The 16,928-nt window shown below is 67.6% G+C and carries 17 protein-coding genes; 12 read left to right on the top strand and 5 right to left on the bottom strand.

From position 1 onward, the window contains the following. Window positions 1-10: 10 nt before the first annotated feature. Together ACFVV5_RS12025 and ACFVV5_RS12020 are read right to left on the bottom strand one after the other, a co-directional pair. Window positions 11-580: a Chromate resistance protein ChrB gene (locus tag ACFVV5_RS12025; protein WP_387243906.1), complete on the bottom strand. Its 570-nt coding sequence runs from the start codon at window positions 578-580 to the stop codon at window positions 11-13. A gap of 57 nt (window positions 581-637) precedes the next feature. After that, window positions 638-2,194 (bottom strand): MFS transporter, encoded by a 1,557-nt coding sequence (locus ACFVV5_RS12020; RefSeq protein ID WP_387243902.1) that lies wholly within the window; start codon window positions 2,192-2,194, stop codon window positions 638-640. 72 nt (window positions 2,195-2,266) lie between these two features. Here ACFVV5_RS12020 and ACFVV5_RS12015 point away from each other — a divergent pair, with 72 nt between their 5' ends. The 7 genes from ACFVV5_RS12015 to ACFVV5_RS11985 all read left to right on the top strand — a co-directional run bounded on the left by ACFVV5_RS12015 (window position 2,267) and on the right by ACFVV5_RS11985 (window position 7,970). After that, window positions 2,267-2,932, top strand: coding sequence for a TetR/AcrR family transcriptional regulator (locus ACFVV5_RS12015; RefSeq protein ID WP_387243898.1), 666 nt, complete (start codon window positions 2,267-2,269; stop codon window positions 2,930-2,932). Between the two features lie 18 nt (window positions 2,933-2,950). Continuing rightward, window positions 2,951-3,127 (top strand): hypothetical protein, encoded by a 177-nt coding sequence (locus ACFVV5_RS12010; RefSeq protein ID WP_387243896.1) that lies wholly within the window; start codon window positions 2,951-2,953, stop codon window positions 3,125-3,127. A gap of 125 nt (window positions 3,128-3,252) precedes the next feature. Next, window positions 3,253-4,134: an intradiol ring-cleavage dioxygenase gene (locus ACFVV5_RS12005; RefSeq protein WP_387243893.1), complete on the top strand. Its 882-nt coding sequence runs from the start codon at window positions 3,253-3,255 to the stop codon at window positions 4,132-4,134. 99 nt (window positions 4,135-4,233) lie between these two features. Beyond that, entirely contained in the window at window positions 4,234-4,455 is a 222-nt protein-coding gene (locus tag ACFVV5_RS12000; RefSeq protein ID WP_387243890.1) for a hypothetical protein, read from the top strand. Between the two features lie 3 nt (window positions 4,456-4,458). Continuing rightward, complete coding sequence (locus ACFVV5_RS11995; RefSeq protein WP_387243887.1) at window positions 4,459-4,953, top strand: MarR family winged helix-turn-helix transcriptional regulator; 495 nt, start codon at window positions 4,459-4,461, stop codon at window positions 4,951-4,953. Window positions 4,954-5,080: 127 nt separating this feature from the next. Next, on the top strand, window positions 5,081-6,871 hold the full coding sequence (locus tag ACFVV5_RS11990) for an ABC transporter ATP-binding protein (RefSeq protein ID WP_387243884.1): 1,791 nt from the start codon (window positions 5,081-5,083) through the stop codon (window positions 6,869-6,871). A gap of 10 nt (window positions 6,872-6,881) precedes the next feature. Beyond that, window positions 6,882-7,970 carry a glycosyltransferase gene (locus ACFVV5_RS11985; protein ID WP_387243881.1) on the top strand — a complete coding sequence of 363 codons (1,089 nt, stop codon included), beginning with the start codon at window positions 6,882-6,884 and terminating at the stop codon, window positions 7,968-7,970. Between the two features lie 37 nt (window positions 7,971-8,007). Here ACFVV5_RS11985 and ACFVV5_RS11980 read toward each other — a convergent pair whose 3' ends face one another. Then, window positions 8,008-9,153, bottom strand: a complete 1,146-nt coding sequence (locus tag ACFVV5_RS11980; protein ID WP_387243878.1) for a glycosyltransferase family 1 protein — start codon at window positions 9,151-9,153, stop codon at window positions 8,008-8,010. A gap of 110 nt (window positions 9,154-9,263) precedes the next feature. Here ACFVV5_RS11980 and ACFVV5_RS11975 point away from each other — a divergent pair, with 110 nt between their 5' ends. After that, entirely contained in the window at window positions 9,264-9,869 is a 606-nt protein-coding gene (locus tag ACFVV5_RS11975; protein ID WP_387243875.1) for a glyoxalase, read from the top strand. A 60-nt stretch (window positions 9,870-9,929) separates the two neighbouring features. On the opposite strand, the gene ACFVV5_RS11970 is transcribed toward ACFVV5_RS11975, so the two are convergent. Next, window positions 9,930-10,991 carry an ABC transporter ATP-binding protein gene (locus ACFVV5_RS11970; RefSeq protein WP_387244158.1) on the bottom strand — a complete coding sequence of 354 codons (1,062 nt, stop codon included), beginning with the start codon at window positions 10,989-10,991 and terminating at the stop codon, window positions 9,930-9,932. Between the two features lie 13 nt (window positions 10,992-11,004). Then, window positions 11,005-12,024 (bottom strand): ABC transporter ATP-binding protein, encoded by a 1,020-nt coding sequence (locus ACFVV5_RS11965; RefSeq protein WP_387243872.1) that lies wholly within the window; start codon window positions 12,022-12,024, stop codon window positions 11,005-11,007. A gap of 166 nt (window positions 12,025-12,190) precedes the next feature. Here ACFVV5_RS11965 and ACFVV5_RS11960 point away from each other — a divergent pair, with 166 nt between their 5' ends. The 4 genes from ACFVV5_RS11960 to ACFVV5_RS11945 are packed head-to-tail and all read left to right on the top strand — an operon-like array spanning window position 12,191 to window position 16,904. Then, complete coding sequence (locus ACFVV5_RS11960) at window positions 12,191-13,399, top strand: dipeptidase (RefSeq protein ID WP_387243869.1); 1,209 nt, start codon at window positions 12,191-12,193, stop codon at window positions 13,397-13,399. Next, a complete protein-coding gene (locus ACFVV5_RS11955; protein WP_387243866.1) occupies window positions 13,399-15,024 on the top strand; it encodes an ABC transporter substrate-binding protein in 1,626 nt (541 codons plus the stop codon). Before ACFVV5_RS11960 ends, ACFVV5_RS11955 begins: the two co-directional genes overlap by 1 nt. Window positions 15,025-15,048: 24 nt before the next feature. Further along, entirely contained in the window at window positions 15,049-16,011 is a 963-nt protein-coding gene (locus ACFVV5_RS11950; RefSeq protein ID WP_387243864.1) for an ABC transporter permease, read from the top strand. Further along, window positions 16,008-16,904 carry an ABC transporter permease gene (locus ACFVV5_RS11945; RefSeq protein WP_387243861.1) on the top strand — a complete coding sequence of 299 codons (897 nt, stop codon included), beginning with the start codon at window positions 16,008-16,010 and terminating at the stop codon, window positions 16,902-16,904. Before ACFVV5_RS11950 ends, ACFVV5_RS11945 begins: the two co-directional genes overlap by 4 nt. Window positions 16,905-16,928: the final 24 nt, after the last annotated feature.

Here is a 16,928-nt window from a genome sequence, read left to right as displayed (position 1 = left end):
GTGCCAGCGCTCAGTGGCCCTCGGGCTCCTCGGCGTAGACGCGGGCGGCGTAGGCCTCGAGCGCGACCTCGCAGCGCTTCAACGCCTCTTCGGCCGCGACGCGACCGGGGGCATCGAACTCGTCGCGTGCCCGCACCTTGCCGAACCAGTTGACCAGCTTGGTGTAGTCGACTTCGTTCTCTTCGAGCTCGGCGTAGCTGAAGTGCTTCTTCTCGTACTCCTTCTGGAGCTCGGCGAGGAAGCCCACGCTGCGGTCGACGATCTCCTCGTACTCGTCGCTCCGGGCGGCCTGATAGATCGCCAGCACGTTCGTCTCCCCGACCAGCACGGCGGACTCCATGAGGATGGCCGTCCCCGACATCTCGACGATGTCGTGCTGCAGCTTGCGCAGCGCCCGCTCCGCCGTCGGGCTCACCGGCAGTGCGGCGACCGAGTTCTGGAGGTAGACGGCTCCCAGCGACTTGAGGCGCCGCCAGGCGGTCGCCCGCAGCCGGGTCGGTTCCGAGGGGATGCGGTACACCAGCACATACCAGCCGCGTTCGCGGGCGTGCTCGGACTCCGACTTCGCTCTTTCGGCCACATCGCGATTCTAGGGGAGCGAGGTTGCGTCGCCGGAGGCCGGGCGCGACAACCGGCCCTAGTGCGCGACCACCGGCTCGCTCGGCTCGGTCGCGCCGGCCGGCTCGGTTCCGCGCGATGACGAAGCCGCCACCGGCTCGCCCAGCGTTGGGCCGTCCCCACGGCGGCGGTACAGGAACGCGGCGAGCACGGCGCCGAAGGCGAAGAAGCAGGCGCCCCACCAGTAGGCGGTCGCGTAGCTGTGCACGGCGGCCTCGGCCGCGACGGCTGCCGTGGGCGGGAGGTGCGAGGCGAGGTAGTCGGCCGCGGCGGTGGCGGCCAGCGTGTTCAGCAAGGCGGTTCCGATGGAGCCGCCCACCTGCTGGCTCGTGTTCACCATGGCCGAGGCGACACCGGCGAACCGGCGGTCGACGCCGAGCGTGGCGGTCTGGATGGCCGCGGGCATGATCGACCCCATTCCGACGCCGAGGATCATCAGCGGCGGGAGGACGTCGGCCGCGTAGTTCGCGGTGACGCCGAGATGCGTGAGGTAGACCATCCCGATCGCGGCGATGCTCATCCCGATCGGCACCATGACCTTGGGGCCGAACTTCGGCACGAAGAGGTTCGTCGAGAACTGCGCGGCCGTCACCAGCATGACGATCATCGGCAGGAACGCCAGCCCGGTCTGCATCGGCGTGAACTTCAGCGTGGTTTGAAGGTAATACGTGACGAACAGGAAGATCCCGAACATCCCGGCGCCGGCGATCAGGATCGAGCTGTACGAGGCGCCGCGGTTGCGGTCGAGCACGATCGGGAGCGGCAGCAGTGGATGCGCGGCCCGGCGCTGCCAGAGCACGAATGCGATGAACAGGATGCCGGATGCGGTGAGCATCCCCCAGCACAGCGGCGAGTCCCAGCCGTCGGTCTCGGCGTTGGAGAAGCCGTAGACGAGGGTGAAGAGTGCGCCGGAGACGAGCACCGTCCCCGGGACGTCGAGCTTGGGCCGCGGGCCGGACCGCTTGATGGAGCTGACGAAGAACGCCGCGCCGACGATCGCGATGATGGCGATGAAGACGTTGACGTAGAGGTTCCAGCGCCAGTCGAACTGTTCGGTGAGGAACCCGCCGAGGAGCAGGCCGATCGCGCCGCCGGCTCCGGCGATCGCGCCGAAGATGCCGAACGCGCGGGCGCGTTCCTTCGGCACGGTGAAGGTCGTCGTCAGCACGGCCAGAGCGGTGGGGGCGAGCAGTGCGCCGAACGCGCCCTGCAGTGCACGCGCCCCGACGAGCATCCCGAACGTGGTGGCCGCGCCGCCCAGTGCGGACGCGCCGGCGAAGCCGATGAGGCCGATGATGAACGCGCGTTTGCGCCCGATGAGGTCGGAGACGCGGCCGCCGAACAGCAGCAGGCTTCCGAAGGCGAGGGAGTACGCGGTGACGATCCACTGGCGCTCGCCGTTGGAGAAGCCGAGGTCGACCTGGGCGGAGGGGAGCGCGATGTTCACGACGGTGGAGTCGAGCACGACCATGAGCTGTGCGAGGGCGACGGTGACCAGCGTCAACCAGCGATGTGGCGCTGCGGGGATGCTGGGAGCGCCGGCTGCGCCCGAAGAAGTGGATGTGGTCTGCGACATGGATTCCAGCATATACGAAACTCACAAGTTTCGGATCTACTCAGTTCTGAAATTAACCTTACAATGGTCTGAATGGACCCCACAGTTACGAAAGAAGCCGCAATGACGCTGCTCGACACCGCGACCGACTCGCCCGCGACCCCCAGCAAGCTCGGGCGCAAGCGAGACCACACGCGCGACCAGGAGATTCTCGACGCCGCCCTCGACGTGCTGGCCGAGACCGGATACGACGGCATGACCATCGACATGGTGGCCGCCCGCGCCAAAGCGGGCAAGGCGACGGTGTACCGGCGCTGGGCCTCGAAGGGCGAGCTCGTCGTCGACGCCGTCGCCTGCATGAAGCGCAACGACGTCGACCTGGACTCGCTGCCCGACACCGGCACCCTGCGTGGCGACCTGCTGACGATGATCAAGCCGCACAGCATCGAGGAGGGCGAGAAGAAACTGCAGATCATGGCCGGGCTCATGTCGATGCTGACCAAGGATCCGGATCTCGCCGAGACGGTCAACGCGGCGATCGTCGAGCCTCGGGCTGCGGTGTACCGGGCGTTCATGCTCCGGGCCGTCGAGCGCGGAGAGATCTCGGCCGACAGCGACATCGAGACGCTGTCGCACATCACGCCGTCGATGGCGGCCTACCGCTTGCTGATCCTCCGCAAGCCGGTGGACCGGGCGTTCCTCGTCGCGTTGATCGACGGAGTGCTGCTGCCCGCGGTCGGCCTGGCCAGAGAACCGTAGCCGGAGTACCGTTCAGGTATGGAAGCCAGGATCGTGCTACTCGAGGGCGGACCGTTCGACGGCCGCACGTGGGACGTCACCGTGTTCGCGCTGCAAGCCGAGCTGACCGACGACGAGGGGCGATCGGCCACCTACACCGAGACGAGCCGGATCTCGGACGACGGCACGCCGATCTGGACCGTCGAGGTCGAATAGCCCTCGCCCGCTCGGCGACTCCCGGAGTGCTGATCGCTGACGCAGAGGATCCTCATCGGCTGCTCTGGGAAGGCGCATAGGGTCGTCGGCTGTGCTGGAACCACCCGAGCGAAGGAGTGGTTCCGATGCCTGAGAAGCGAACCGACGAGCGGTGGACGGCCCCCGACGGAAGCCCCCTCGACGAGGAGGATCGTGGACTCGTCTACGACATCCGGACCCTGATCGATCGGCGGCGCGTGCTCGGCCTGTTCGGCGGGATCGCGACCGCGACACTGCTGGCCGCCTGCAGCTCTCCTGCCGACCCGAGGTCGAGCGCGTCCGTGACGAGCACCACGCCGGATGCGGCGAGGACGCCCACCACACGGGCCACTGGAGGCGCCGGCGTCGTCGAGGTCCCGGATGAGACGGCCGGACCGTTTCCGGGCGACGGGTCGAACGGCATCGATGTGCTCGACGATTCGGGGATCGTCCGGAGCGACATCCGGTCAAGCTTCGGGTCCTCGACCACGACGGCGGAGGGCGTGCCGCTCACCATCCGGCTCGGAGTGCGTGACGCGGCGACGGGCGCTGCGCTGGTCGGTGCGGCCGTCTATCTGTGGCATTGCGATCGCAGCGGCGAGTACTCCCTCTACGGGCAGAGCGTGCAGAACGAGAACTATCTGCGGGGCGTCCAGCCGGTGGACGCATCCGGAAACGTGACCTTCAGGTCGATCTTCCCGGCCTGCTATTCGGGGCGCTGGCCGCACATCCACTTCGAGGTCTATTCGGACGTCGCGACGGCCGTCGCCTCCGGTCCGATCGTCAAGACGTCGCAGATCGCCCTGCCCCAGGAGACCTGCGACAGCGTCTACGCCACCGCGGGCTACGAGCAGAGCGTCAGCAACCTGAGCCGCACCTCGCTCTCGTCGGACATGGTCTTCCGCGACGACTCGGGCATCCACCAGCTGGCCACGATGACGGGCTCCGCGGCGAGCGGGTACACGGCGGCGCTCACCGTCGGCGTCTGATCCGCGCGAGCATCCGGATGCCCGGCTGCGGGAATGAACTTCACCTTTCGATGGTTGATAAGTACACTAACAATTAGTGTATTAAGAAAGGTGTGTGACATGGCCGGTCGATTCTGGCGCTTCTACGAGAGGGCCAACGACGTGGTTCGCACATTCACCGGGCCGGCCGATCTCGGCGCGGGTCACCCGGAGGGTCCCGACATCCGCTCGGCCGAGGCCGCGTGCCCGCTCTGCGGTGCTCCGATGAGCCAGCACACGATCGAGCGCAACGGCGACTCCCGAACCTCCACCCGCCTGCACTGCCCGGTGAAGGCGGCCTGACCGATGCCGCAGGAGACCCACGATCCGCTGGCACTCGAGAGCCAGGTCTGCTTCGCACTGTCGCTCGCCTCGCGCTCCGTGGTGAACGCGTATCGACCGGTGCTGGAGCCGCTGAAGCTCACGCATCCGCAGTACCTCGTGATGCTCGCGCTCTGGCAGTACCGGGCGCTCTCCCTCAAAGACCTGGCCGAGCTGCTCGGGCTCGAATCGGCGACCGCCTCGCCTCTCGTCAAGAGGCTGGAGGCGATCGGCTACGTCCGGCGCGAGCGCGACGCCTCCGACGAGCGCGCCCTGCGCATCACCCTCACCGACACCGGACGCGCGTTGCGCGCCCAGGCCGAGTCGATCCCCACCACGATGATGGCGCGACTCGGGATGGACGAGACCGAACTGCTCGCTCTGCACGCCGCGATGGTCAAAGTGATCGCCGCGGCTCAGCGGGCGAATGCCGGGTCCGAGATGGCCGACGCGGGCGAGGTGGCGCGGATCCCGGCGTAGGGAACAGCACCGGCCTCGCGCCGCACAGGCGGTCGTCCAGGCGAAGTGTGTAGTTTGTTCAGGTGCAGAGACGAGCTTTGATGACCCAGACGGCCGGTGGCGCACCGCTGTACGCGCGGAGCGACCGGTGAAGGCGCTGCTGCGCACACTGCGCGAGCTCCTTCCTCTTCTTCCCGCCTCGGGTCGTCGCTACCTCAAGCTCTACGCGGTGCTGCTCGGTCTACTCTCGGCACTCGACGCCTTCTCGCTCGGACTGCTCGCGGTCGTCATCACGCCCCTCATCTCCAACCAGCCGCTGACGCTTCCGGTGATCGGAACGGTCTCCACGACCGGGCTGATCTGGCTGCTCGTGCTCATCTGCTTCATCGTCATCCTCAAAGGCGTCCTGGCCTCGCTCCTGCAGTTCTCCGCGACCCGCCGTTTCGCATCGTACGAACTGGAGATCGGCGACCGTCTGCTGGCCGCCTACCTGGCAGCGCCCTGGGTCGAGCGCCTCAAGCGCAACTCCGCCGACGTCGTGCGGCTGGCGGACTGGGGCATCGCCAACACGATCGCCGGGCTGCTGCTGCCCGCTGCTTCGCTCGTCGGCGAGGCGGCGACCTTCATCGTCGTGCTCATCGTGCTCTTCATCTCGCAGCCTGCGATCGCCCTCACGGCCCTGATCTACCTCGGAATCGTCGGCGCCGTCCTCTACTTCTGGATCTCGCGGCAGTCGCAGATCGCCGGCCGCGTCAACCGCGACTACTCGTACACGGTCTCCCGGCTGCTCACCGAGGTGATCGGCGCGCTCAAAGAGGTGACCCTCCGCAACAAGACGCAGGAGGTGGCCGCGGTCGTCCACTCGAACCGCGTGAGGACCTCGCGGGCCCGTGCCAACATCCAGTTCCTCAACACGGTGCCGCGATACATCCTGGAGACGGCGCTGATCGGCGGCTTCGTCCTCGTCGGCGTGGTCGGCTACTTCGTCGGAGGCAACAGCCTGACCGCGGCCGTCACCGCCGTCTCGATCTTCAGCCTCGCCGGTTTCCGGATGGCGCCGTCGATCACGCGATTCCAGGCCGTCATCTCGTCCACCTCCTCCAACCTGCCCCATGCGCGCAACGTCATCGACGACATCCGGATCATGGAGCAGCAGGGCCTCGAAGCACAGCACGGCCTCGACACCGGACACCTCGAGGAGCATCCGTCGAGCCTGACCCTGGACAACGTCAGCTTCCGCTACTCGCCCGACGCCCCGCTCGCGCTGCGCGAGGTCTCGCTCGACATCCCGTTCGGCTCGACCGTGGCGTTCGTAGGCTCCTCCGGAGCAGGCAAGTCGACCCTGGTCGACCTGATCCTGGGGCTCGTCGAGCCGACCTCCGGCACAATCTCGATCGACGACACCCCGTTGCGGCAGATCTCGTCGGCCTGGCACTCGCGGGTCGGCTATGTCCCCCAGGATGTCTCCCTCTTCGACGCGACCGTGGGGCAGAACGTCGCGCTGACCTGGTCGCAGGACGTCGATCGCGACCGGGCGAAGCAGGCCCTCGAGCAGGCGCAGCTGTGGGAGACCATCGAGAGTCGCGTCGGCGGGCTGGACGGTCCGATCGGTGAGCGCGGTCTCGCGCTGTCGGGCGGTCAGCGTCAGCGGCTCGGGATCGCCCGCGCACTCTACGTCGACCCGTTCGTGCTGGTGATGGACGAGGCGACCAGTGCGCTCGACACGTCCACCGAGGCCGCGGTGGCCACGGCCATCCGGGAGCTCCATGGCAAGGTGACCGTGATCCTGGTGGCGCACCGGCTGTCGACCATCCGGCACGCGGACCAGATCTACTTCATGTCCGAAGGCAGCGTCGCGGCCAGCGGGACCTTCGACGAGCTCGTGGAGGCCGTGCCCGACTTCGCTCGGCAGGCGGCGCTCGCCGGAATGATCGACTAGGCCGCGCGCTGTGGCCGGCACGCCCCTCATCGATGCGGTGATCGCGGTGCACGACGCGTCGCGTCCTGTAGCCCGCGCCGTTCGCTCGCTGACCGAGTCCGGGCTCGATCTCCGCGACGACGGCGGGCTGCGGATCACGGTGGTCTGTCACAACCTGCCGGAGGGGGATATCCGCGCGGTCGTGCCGGACGACCTCGCCGCCCGCGTGCGGTTCCTCGAGCTGCGCGACGGGATCGCGAGTGCTGCGGGACCGTTCAACGCCGGCATCGACGCGGCCACGGCGCCGTACGTGTCGATCATGGGCTCGGACGACTACTTCGAGCCGGGCGCGCTCGCCGCCTGGCGATCTCACGCGGATCACGGGCGAGCGGATGCGGTGATCGCGCCCGAGATGCACGCCGGCGGGGCGACCGTGCGAACCCCGCCGACGAGGCCGTTCCGTCGCGGCGACCTTGACCCGGTCAAAGACAGGCTGGCCTACCGCACGGCCCCGCTCGGGCTGATCAGCACGGCCGCCATCGCGCGACTGGGCCTCCGGTTCCCGGAGGGCCTGCGCAGCGGTGAAGACCAGAGCTTCAGCGCTAAGCTGTGGTTCGGCGGCGGCGCCATCCGCTCGGCGAAGGGCGCGCCGCATTACGTGGTCGGTGCGGATGCGGCCACGCGCGTGAGCCTGACGCCGCGCGCGGTGCAGGTCGACTTCGCCTTCGTCGACCAGCTGCTCGACGACCCCTGGTTCGGCGCCCTCCCTCTCGCATCCCGCCGGGCGCTCGCGGTCAAGATGGTGCGGGTGCACGTGTTCGCCGCGGTCCTCCCGCGGATCGAGGCGGGCACCTGGGACGCCGCGGACCACGAATACCTCGCCGGGATCCTCGGTCGCCTCCGTGATGTGGCCCCCGGCTTCGAGCGGCCTTTCCCCATCGCCGACCGCCGGATGATCGACGCGATCGCCGACCTCGGCGTGGACGCACCCGCCCTCGACGGCTTCGCTCGCGCTCGGCGACGGTTCGGCCGCCCCGCGACGCTGGTGACGCGGGATCTCGGCGCGTGGCTGAGCGTCGAGGGGCCGCCCCGCTTCATGGTCGCGTCAGCGCTGGTCTGACACTGGTCTGACTCAGCTGGTTTGACCCGGGTCTGACTCAGGCCGCGCGCGCGGCCGGCGTCGTCAGCAGTGCCGCGATCGCCCGCGCCCATTCACCCTGCTGCACCTCCGCCGAGAGGTCTTTGGCGGCGCGATCCGCCGCCTGCTTCCATTCCGCGACCTTCTCGGGCGTCAACGCGGCGATGACCCGGCGCAGCGACTCGACCGAGAAGTCGGGCACGACCTCACCGAGGCCGTACTCGTTCAGAATGGCGGCCATCTCAGGCGACGGGCCGATGATGAGCCCGAGCCGGGCCTGCACCGCTTCGAAGAACTTGTTGGGCAGGGCGTGCGCGAGGTTGAAGTTGGTCGGCGGGAGGAACGTCATCGACACGTCGTATTCGGACAGCGTCTCGACGAGCCGGGCGTACGGCACCGGGTCGCGGAAGGTGAGGCCGGGCACGTCGGCGCCGAGCTCCCGAAGTTCTGCGACATAGTCGGGCTCGTTGGGCATGACGATCATGTCGAGCGTGACGTTCGCGGGGGCATCCCGCATCAACTCGATGAAGTTCTCGAGCTTGCGGTAACGCTGGCCGGCGGCCGAGTGGATGAGGCGGATGGGCGTGTGCACGGGCTGAGGAGTGCGGTCGGAGTACGGTGCGGCATTGGTGACGACCCCGACCTTCACTCCGTAGTCGGCTTCGTAGCGGTCGGCGATGCCGCGAGCGACCGTCGTCACCGACCGGAGCTGCTTGAGGTACGTGCGGCACAGCCAGCGCATGTACGGCGCCACGGCGAGACGCCACTTGAGGTCGTCGTCCTTCTCCTTGGGGGCGAACTCGTGGAGGTCGCCGTGCACGCCGTGCGTCGGTTCGAGCGACAGGGCGAGAGGCACCGCGCTGAGGTCGTTGGCGAGGATGCCGTCGAACGAGCGGCCGGCCAGCTTGGGTTTCGCGTCGAGCACCGCCTGGGTGTTCCAGTAGGCGTGCCGGAACCGGCGGGTGGCCATGGCGACCTTGTCGTCGACCCAGGCGCGGGCATCCGGTGCGATCTCGATGTGCTCGACGACGCCGTCCGGGGCCTCGCCGTAACCGCACGTCGTCACCTCGTACAGCGGGCTGAACAGCTGGACCTGCTTCAGAACCCGCGGGTCGGAACGGATCGGGGAGAAGGACAGGATCAGGAGGGAGGGGCGCGCGTTCACAGGAGGATTCTCCCATCTTTCGCCGAAGGCCTCCGGTGGGTCGGCCCGGTGACGGCATCGAGCAGGAATCGAGAAGCGCACGAAGCAGGGGGACAACTAGCGTGATCGTCATGACTTCCATCGAATCCATCACCCTCGACGTCGCCGACCCCGCCGCCGCCGAGCGCTTCTACGCCGCCGCTTTCGGATTGGGGGACCGCGTGCGTCTGCGCGCCTCGGAGGCTCCGACCTCCGGTTTCCGTGGGTTCACGGTCTCGCTCATCGTGTCGCAGCCGTCAACGGTCAGTAGCCTGTTCGATTCGGCCGTGGCCGCCGGAGCGACCGCCCTGAAGCCGGTCGAGAAGTCGTTGTGGGGCTACGGCGGAGTCGTTCAGGCGCCGGACGGCACGATCTGGAAGGTCGCGACGTCGGCGAAGAAGGACAAGGGCCCGGCCACTCGGGAGATCGATCAGGTCGTGATCCTGCTGGCCGCCTCCGATGTGGCCGCGAGCAAGCGGTTCTATGTCGACCACGGCTTCCCCGTCGGCAAGAGCTTCGGCAAATACGTCGAATTCGAGACGCCGTCGAGCCCGATCGGTCTCGGGCTCTACGCGCGCCGCGCTCTCGCCAAGGACGCGGGTGTCGATGCCGACGGCTCGGGATCGCACCGCCTGGTGATCGACAGCGCGGCCGGGCCGTTCACGGACCCCGACGGGTTCGCCTGGGCTGCGGTCTGAGCCGGTGACGTCCGACTCGGCCGCTGCCCGGGATCGGCCGTCGGCGCGCCGGCTGCACAGCTAGCCCGCGACCGTCACCGCCTCCTCGGCATGGTGGCAGGCCACCTCGCGGACGTCGGCCCCTGGACCTTCGAGGAGGCGCAGCGCGGGGATGACCGTGCGGCACTCGTCCGTCGCCATCCAGCAGCGAGGGTTGAAGCGGCAGCCGCTGGGCGGGTCGACGGGCGACGGGGGCTCGCCGCCGAGGACGCGACGCTGGGCGAGCCTGCCTCGGTCGGCACGGGTCGCGGTGGGCGTGGCCGAGAGCAGAGCCTGTGTGTACGGGTGCGACGGGTCGTCGTAGAGCGTGTCGGTGTCGCCGAGCTCGGCGAGGCGGCCGAGGTACATGACCGCGACGCGGTCGGCGATGTGGCGTACGACGGAGAGGTCGTGGGCGATGAAGACGATCGCGACCCCGAGGCGGCGCTGGATGTCGGCCAGGAGGTTGATGACCTGGGCCTGCACCGAGACGTCCAGGGCCGAGACGGGCTCATCGCACACGAGCACGTCCGGATCGAGGGCGAGCGATCGGGCGATGCCGATGCGCTGGCGCTGACCGCCGGAGAACTGGTGCGGAAAGCGGCTCAGCATGTCCGCGTTGAGTCCGACGAGGTCGAGGAGTTCGGCGGCGCGATCGCGTCGCGCGGCCCGGCCCATCCTGTGGGCTGCTGCGATGGGTTCCGTGATGATGTCCTGCACGGTCATCCGGGGGTCGAGCGAAGCGTACGGATCCTGAAAGATCATCTGCACCCCCTCGCGAAGATGCTTGCGATCGCGGAGCCGGCCGCGGGTGACGTCTTGGCCGCGATAGGAGAGGGCGCCCGCGTCGGGGCGCTCGAGCCCCACGAGCATCCTGGCCAGGGTCGATTTGCCGCAGCCGGACTCGCCGACGATGCCGAGCACCTCGCCGGCGTGAAGCTGCAGGCTGACTCCGTCGACCGCTGAGACGGTGGCCGACTTCAGACGTGACCCGGTGGCGAACGTCCTGGTGAGGCCTGATGCCTCAAGCACGACAGCCCGCGCCGATTGTCCGGATTCCCACCGAGCGTTCTCAACGGAGGGATCGGAGAGCAGGGACTGCACGGACTCGGGGGTTTCAGTGGACGGGTTCACCGATGAGCTCCTCGGATCGGAGGCAGGCGGCGAGCCTGCCCGGGGCGACCTCCGCGAGGAGGGGACGGGTACTGGAGCAGGTCTCGACGGCCAAATGGCACCGCGGGTGGAATGAACACCCGCTCGGAATGCGCGCGGGGCTCGGCGGCGAGCCGGGGATGGTCAGCAGATCGGAGCCGCGCATGGCGGCCTGAGGAACCGAACGAAGCAGTGCCTCGGTGTAGGGATGCGCCGGATGGCCGAGCACGGAGTCCGCGTCGCCGCTCTCCACGATCCGCCCGGCGTACATCACAGCCAGGCTGTCGGCGACCTCCATGACCACGCCGAGGTCGTGCGTGATCAGCAGCACGCCCATCCCGAACTGGTCGCGCAGGGAACCGAGCAGGTCGAGGATCTGTGCCTGCACGGTCACGTCGAGCGCGGTGGTGGGCTCGTCGGCGATGAGAATCGACGGCTCGAGGGCGATGGCCATTGCGATGAGGATGCGCTGACGCATGCCACCGGAGAACTGGTGCGGGTAGTCGTCGACCCTCCTGGCAGGGGCGGGGATGCCGACCATGCCGAGTAGGTCGATCGCGTGTGCGCGCGCCTGCTCGCGACTGGCGCCGCGGTGGACCCGGAACAGTTCGCCGATCTGGTCGCCGATCGTCATCACCGGGTTCAGGGAGGAGAGCGCGTCCTGGAGCACCAGGCTCATGCTCTCGCCGCGCAGTCGGCGTCGCTGCTCTTCGGGGAGGGCGAGGAGGTCGGTGCCGGCGAGACTCAGCTCGTCGGCGGTGACCCGGGTGTGCTCATCGGCGAGACCCATGATCGCGCGGGCCGTCACGGACTTGCCCGACCCCGACTCGCCGAGCAGGGCGACGAACTCGCCGTGGCCGACGGTGAGGTCCACGTCGCGCACTGCTGGGATGTCGCGCTCACCGGTGAAGGTCACCGAGAGGTTGCGTACCCGCAGCGCGGGGAGGGCGCCGACCGAATTCCTGTCCACTTCTTTGCTGTCCACAGGCCCATCCTTGCACGCGAGTCGTTACCGGAATGTTTCAATCATGAAACATCTGTGCCGAATTTCTAGCACAAGGTTGACAATGTTGCCGAATATCCGCGAGATTGTGTCCTGTTGCGCCTGATTGCGCATCGCAACCACCAACCGCAGTACGAAGGAGAGACGCGTGCTCGAACCAGCAGAGCGCTACACGGGCTACACGGCCTATGACTATCTCGAAGCCGGCAAGGACTATCGGGCGTTCACCTATGCGAAGCAGATCAACCGGGTGCCCGAATACTCGGGTCTCGGCCTGAGCGACTCGCAGGCCGAGCGCACGACGAAGCTCCTGCGCGAATCCACGGTGATCTCGCTGCACGACCATGTGCAGGTGTTCCCCGAAGACATGACTCAGCTTCGCGACCACATCCGCCAGGGCCGCGAACCAACCGGCTACCAGGGACTCGCGCGCTCCGGAATCACCGCCGTCTTCGACAACGGGATGGACGGCACCTGTTGCATCTCGAGCGACGCGGGCTGGAAGTATCAGGACGTGCTTTTCGACCTCGGCGTGCGGATGGCTGACATCGCTCACCAGGACTTCGTCATCAAGGGTGAGACGGTCAAGGACATCGAGTGCGCGGCCGAGACCGGGCGGATCGCCCACGTCTTCGCGCTCGAAGCGGCGACGATGATCGAGAACGAGGTCGACCGACTGGACGTCCTCTACGGGTTCGGTGTCCGGCAGATGGGCATCGCCTACTCCGAGGCGAACACCCTCGGCAGCGGGCTCAAGGAGCGCGGCGACGGCGGACTCACCTATTTCGGCGAGCGGGCCGTCGAGCGAATGAACAAGCTCGGCATCGCCATCGACGTCTCGCACTCCGGCGACCGCACGGCCGTCGACGCGATCAAGGCGTCGACCAAGCCGGTGTTCATCACCCACGCGGGGGCCCGGGGCCTGTGGCCGACCAATCGGATGAAGACCGACGAGACCATCATCGAGGCCGCGAAGCGCGGCGGCGTGATCGGGATCGAGGCGGCGCCGCACACGACACTGTCGCCCGCGCATCCGCGTCACTCGCTCGAGTCGGTGATGGACCACTTCAGCTACTGCGTCGACCTCGTCGGTCTGGAGCACGTGAGCTTCGGCCCCGACACCCTCTTCGGCGACCACGTCGGACTGCACGACGCGTTCGCGTCGAACCTGTCGCTCGGGCAGGCGCACGGGAAGGTCGAGTACGAGAAGGTCCCGTACGTCGACGGCATCGAGAATCCTGCCGAGGAGTTCTACAACATCATCGGCTGGCTGGTGAAGCACGACTACTCCGACGATGAGATCCGCGCCGTCGTGGGTGGCAATACTCTGCGGGTCCTGAAGGAGGTATGGGTGTAATGAAGTCTCGAAAACTCGTGCTCGCGGCCGCCACGCTGGCCGCCGCGGTGCTGGCGCTCAGCGCCTGCGCGCCGACTGCGCCGACAACGGGCGGGGGAGCGTCGGCCACGGCAGGCTCCCAGGCGCTCACGGTCGCCACGACGACGGATGTGGTCAACTACAACCCGCTCGTCGGTAACAGCCGGAGCGACTACTGGATCACCAACCTGATGTATCCGCACCTGCTCGGCATCGCCAACGACGGCTCGAAGGAGCCTCAGGTCGCGACCAAGTGGGGCTACGTCAACGACACGACCGGGTTCTACGACATCCGAAGCGACCTGAAGTGGAGTGACGGCGTGCCGCTGACCGCCGATGACGTCGCGTGGACCATGAACGCGGTCAAGAAGGACAAGCCCTCAGGCACCTTCTACGGCCAGCTCGCGAATCTCGACACCGCCAAGGCGGTCTCGAAGACCCGCGTGGAGTTCACGCTCACCAAGCCGGACTCCACGATCGTCGAGGAGATCGGGTTCTGGGGCAACGTCGTGCCGAAGCATGTGTTCGAGAAGGCGCCCTCTGTCGCCACGTTCGCGAACGACGGCAAGGACGGCGGCTGGGTCAGTGCCGGGCCGTACGTGCTCAGCAAGGTCCAGGTCGGGCAGAGCTACACGCTCGATCGGGTCGCCGACTACCCGCTCGTGGAGGGCGGCAAGCCGCTGTCGGCCAAGGTGGTCTACCGCGTCTTCCCCGACGTGAACACGGAGATCCTCGCTCTGCAGAGCGGCGAAGTGGACGCGATCGCCAACGCTCTGCCGCCTGCGCAGGTGGCCAAGCTGAAGAGCACGGCCGGTGTCAAGGTGGAGGAGTCCGTCGGTCTCGGCTACGCCCACATGACTTACAACATGAAGAACCCGGCGCTCGCGAAGCTCCAGGTGCGGCAGGCGCTCGCCCAGTCGGTCGACTACAACGCCATCCGCAAGGTCGTGCTGCAGGGTCAGGCCGTCTCGACCGGATCCAGCCCGATCATGCCGGTGCTGAAGGACTACTACGACGACTCGATCAAGGAGTACACGTTCGACACCGATGCGGCTCGCAAGCTGATGGAGGAGGCGGGTTACACGGCCGGCGCAGACGGGATGTTCCCAGTCACGTTCCGGCTGATCTACTCGCTGCAGGACAGCGTGACCAGCCAGTGGGCGACGCTCGTGAAGGACAGCGCCGCCAAGGCGGGCATCCGGATCGAGCTCCAGGGCACCGAGCGGAACACCTACCTGGCGATGACCAACAAGGGTGACTTCGACATCTATGCGGGCAACTTCGCCATCATGGACGACCCGGTGACCAACATGACACTCACCTACCTGCCCGGAGGGGTCATCAACTACAGCTACGTGAACGACCCCAAGCTGAACGACCTGATCGCACAGGGCACGGCGACGACGGACAAGAACAAGAAGGTCTCGCTGATGCAGGAAGCGGCGAAGATCGTGCGGGACAACGTGTACGACAACGTCATGTACACGCAGAACCTGTACTTCGCCCACAGCGACAAGTGGACCGGGTTCGTCAGCAAGCCGAGTGAGCTGCTCTCCATCGTCAACCCGGTGTCGCTCGCGAGCGCGCACCCGGTCGGCACCAAGTAACGACAGAAAGGCAGGTACGCCCGCGTGTCACGTTTCATGTTCCTTCTGCCCAGATTGGGGAGGGGTCTGCTCACGATCTGGTTCGCCGTGACCGTGACCTTCCTGCTCCTCCGTCTCCTCCCGGGGGACCCGGCGCTGGCGATCGCCAGCCCCAACATGACCGAGGACACGCGGGAGGCCCTGCTCAAGCAGTACGGGCTCGATCAACCGCTGATCGTCCAGTACGGCATCTATCTGTGGCAGCTCCTCCAGGGCAACCTGGGGGTGTCGTTCACGCAGTCGATTCCTGTGCTCGACGTGCTGTTGCAACGACTCCCGTGGACGCTGCTGCTCACGGGCACCGCGCTCGTGGCCACGGTGGCCGTCGGCATCCCGCTCGGGGTGCTGGCGGCCTCCCGCCGAGGCAAGTTCCTCGACAAGCTCGTTCAGGTGATCGGCGTCACCGGGCAGTCGCTCTTCGTGCCGAGCATCGGTGTGTTCCTCCTGTTCGTGTTCGGTCTGATGCTCCACTGGCTGCCGATCGGCGGGGCGTACGACACGGATGCGTACGGCCTGGCCTGGTACGGCAGTGTCGCGACCCACCTCATCCTGCCCGCTCTCTCGCTCATGCTCATCCAGCTCGGTTCTTACGTGCTGACCATGCGATCGACGCTGATCGACGCGCTCGGCGAGGACTACACGACCCTCGCCAAGGCGAACGGCCTGCCGTACCGTCGAGTCCTCTGGAAGCACGCCCTGCGCAACGCGCTCCTGCCGACCACGACCCTGATCGGCTTGCAGCTCGGCTTCCTGGTGGGAGGCGCCGTGCTCACCGAGACGGTCTTCGCGTACCCGGGCATCGGGCGAGGGATCTATGAGGCCGTCACCCAGCTCGACTTCCCGGTGCTGCAGGGCGCGTTCCTGATGCTCGCGGCCACGGTCGTCGTCGCCAATATGCTCACGGACACCGTCTACGGTTTCCTCGACCCGAGAGTGAAGACCTCATGACGACGGTCGCCATCGCCGACATCGACCCCCAGCTCGAGCCGGTCGCCACCGAGAGCGGCCGTGCCGGGCTGCACACCTGGCGCGCCTTTCGTCGTGAGCCGCTCGGACTGATCTCGCTCGGCATCCTGATTCTCCTTGTGCTCGTGGCGATCGCCGCACCACTGATCGCGCCGTATCCGCCGAGCTACGGCGACCCCGTGCTCGCGCCACCGAGCCCGGAGCACTGGTTCGGCACCGACAGCCTCGGCCGCGATGTGTTCGGCGAAGTGATCTGGGGGTCGCAGCAGAGCATCATCGTCGCCGTCGCCGCTTCGGCGATCGCGATCCTGGTCGGCACAGTCGTCGCCGTGATCGGCGCCTACTTCCGACGGCTCGACGGGTTCGTCGGTGTCATCGTCGATCTCACGCTCTCGCTCCCGGTGCTGCCGCTGATGATCCTCATCGCTGCGCTCGTCGGGCCGAGCACGACGACGATCATCCTCGTGGTCGCCGCATTCTCGTGGCCCGAGGTCACGCGCCTGGTGCGGTCGCAGGCGCTCACCGTCGTCGGCCTTCCCTACGTCGACGCGGCCCGACTGATGACGACGTCGCCGTTCTGGATCATCGTGCGGCACATCATCCCCGCGGTGACTCCGGTGATCGTCGTCTCGGTCGTGGTGACCGCATCCCGTGCCGTGCTCTCAGCCGCAGGCCTGGCGTTTCTCGGTCTGGGCGACCCGAATGTGTGGTCGTGGGGGCGCATCCTGTACGAGGCGCAGCAGTCGGGCGCGATGTCGAGCGCCTGGTGGCTGACGTTGTTCCCGTCGATCGCCATCCTCCTGCTCGTGCTCTCGTCCACTCTGCTGTCGATCGCGTACAACGACGCCCGCAACCCCAAGTCGCGTCGCCGATGAGCTCCACTGCCGCCACGAGTTCCC

Source organism: Leifsonia sp. NPDC058248 (genome assembly GCF_042881905.1).
Lineage (GTDB): Bacteria > Actinomycetota > Actinomycetes > Actinomycetales > Microbacteriaceae > Leifsonia.
Note: the sequence above shows the minus strand (reverse complement) of the source record. Positions and strands in the feature narration are given on the sequence as shown.

Excerpts from the sequence above, each read along its gene's own strand:
- ACFVV5_RS12020 (WP_387243902.1), bottom strand. The coding sequence starts at position 2,194 with ATGTCGCAGACCACATCCACTTCTTCGGGCGCAGCCGGCGCTCCCAGC.
- ACFVV5_RS12015 (WP_387243898.1), top strand. The coding sequence starts at position 2,267 with ATGGACCCCACAGTTACGAAAGAAGCCGCAATGACGCTGCTCGACACC.
- ACFVV5_RS12010 (WP_387243896.1), top strand. The coding sequence starts at position 2,951 with ATGGAAGCCAGGATCGTGCTACTCGAGGGCGGACCGTTCGACGGCCGC.
- ACFVV5_RS12005 (WP_387243893.1), top strand. The coding sequence starts at position 3,253 with ATGCCTGAGAAGCGAACCGACGAGCGGTGGACGGCCCCCGACGGAAGC.
- ACFVV5_RS12000 (WP_387243890.1), top strand. The coding sequence starts at position 4,234 with ATGGCCGGTCGATTCTGGCGCTTCTACGAGAGGGCCAACGACGTGGTT.
- ACFVV5_RS11995 (WP_387243887.1), top strand. The coding sequence starts at position 4,459 with ATGCCGCAGGAGACCCACGATCCGCTGGCACTCGAGAGCCAGGTCTGC.
- ACFVV5_RS11975 (WP_387243875.1), top strand. The coding sequence starts at position 9,264 with ATGACTTCCATCGAATCCATCACCCTCGACGTCGCCGACCCCGCCGCC.
- ACFVV5_RS11955 (WP_387243866.1), top strand. The coding sequence starts at position 13,399 with ATGAAGTCTCGAAAACTCGTGCTCGCGGCCGCCACGCTGGCCGCCGCG.
- ACFVV5_RS11945 (WP_387243861.1), top strand. The coding sequence starts at position 16,008 with ATGACGACGGTCGCCATCGCCGACATCGACCCCCAGCTCGAGCCGGTC.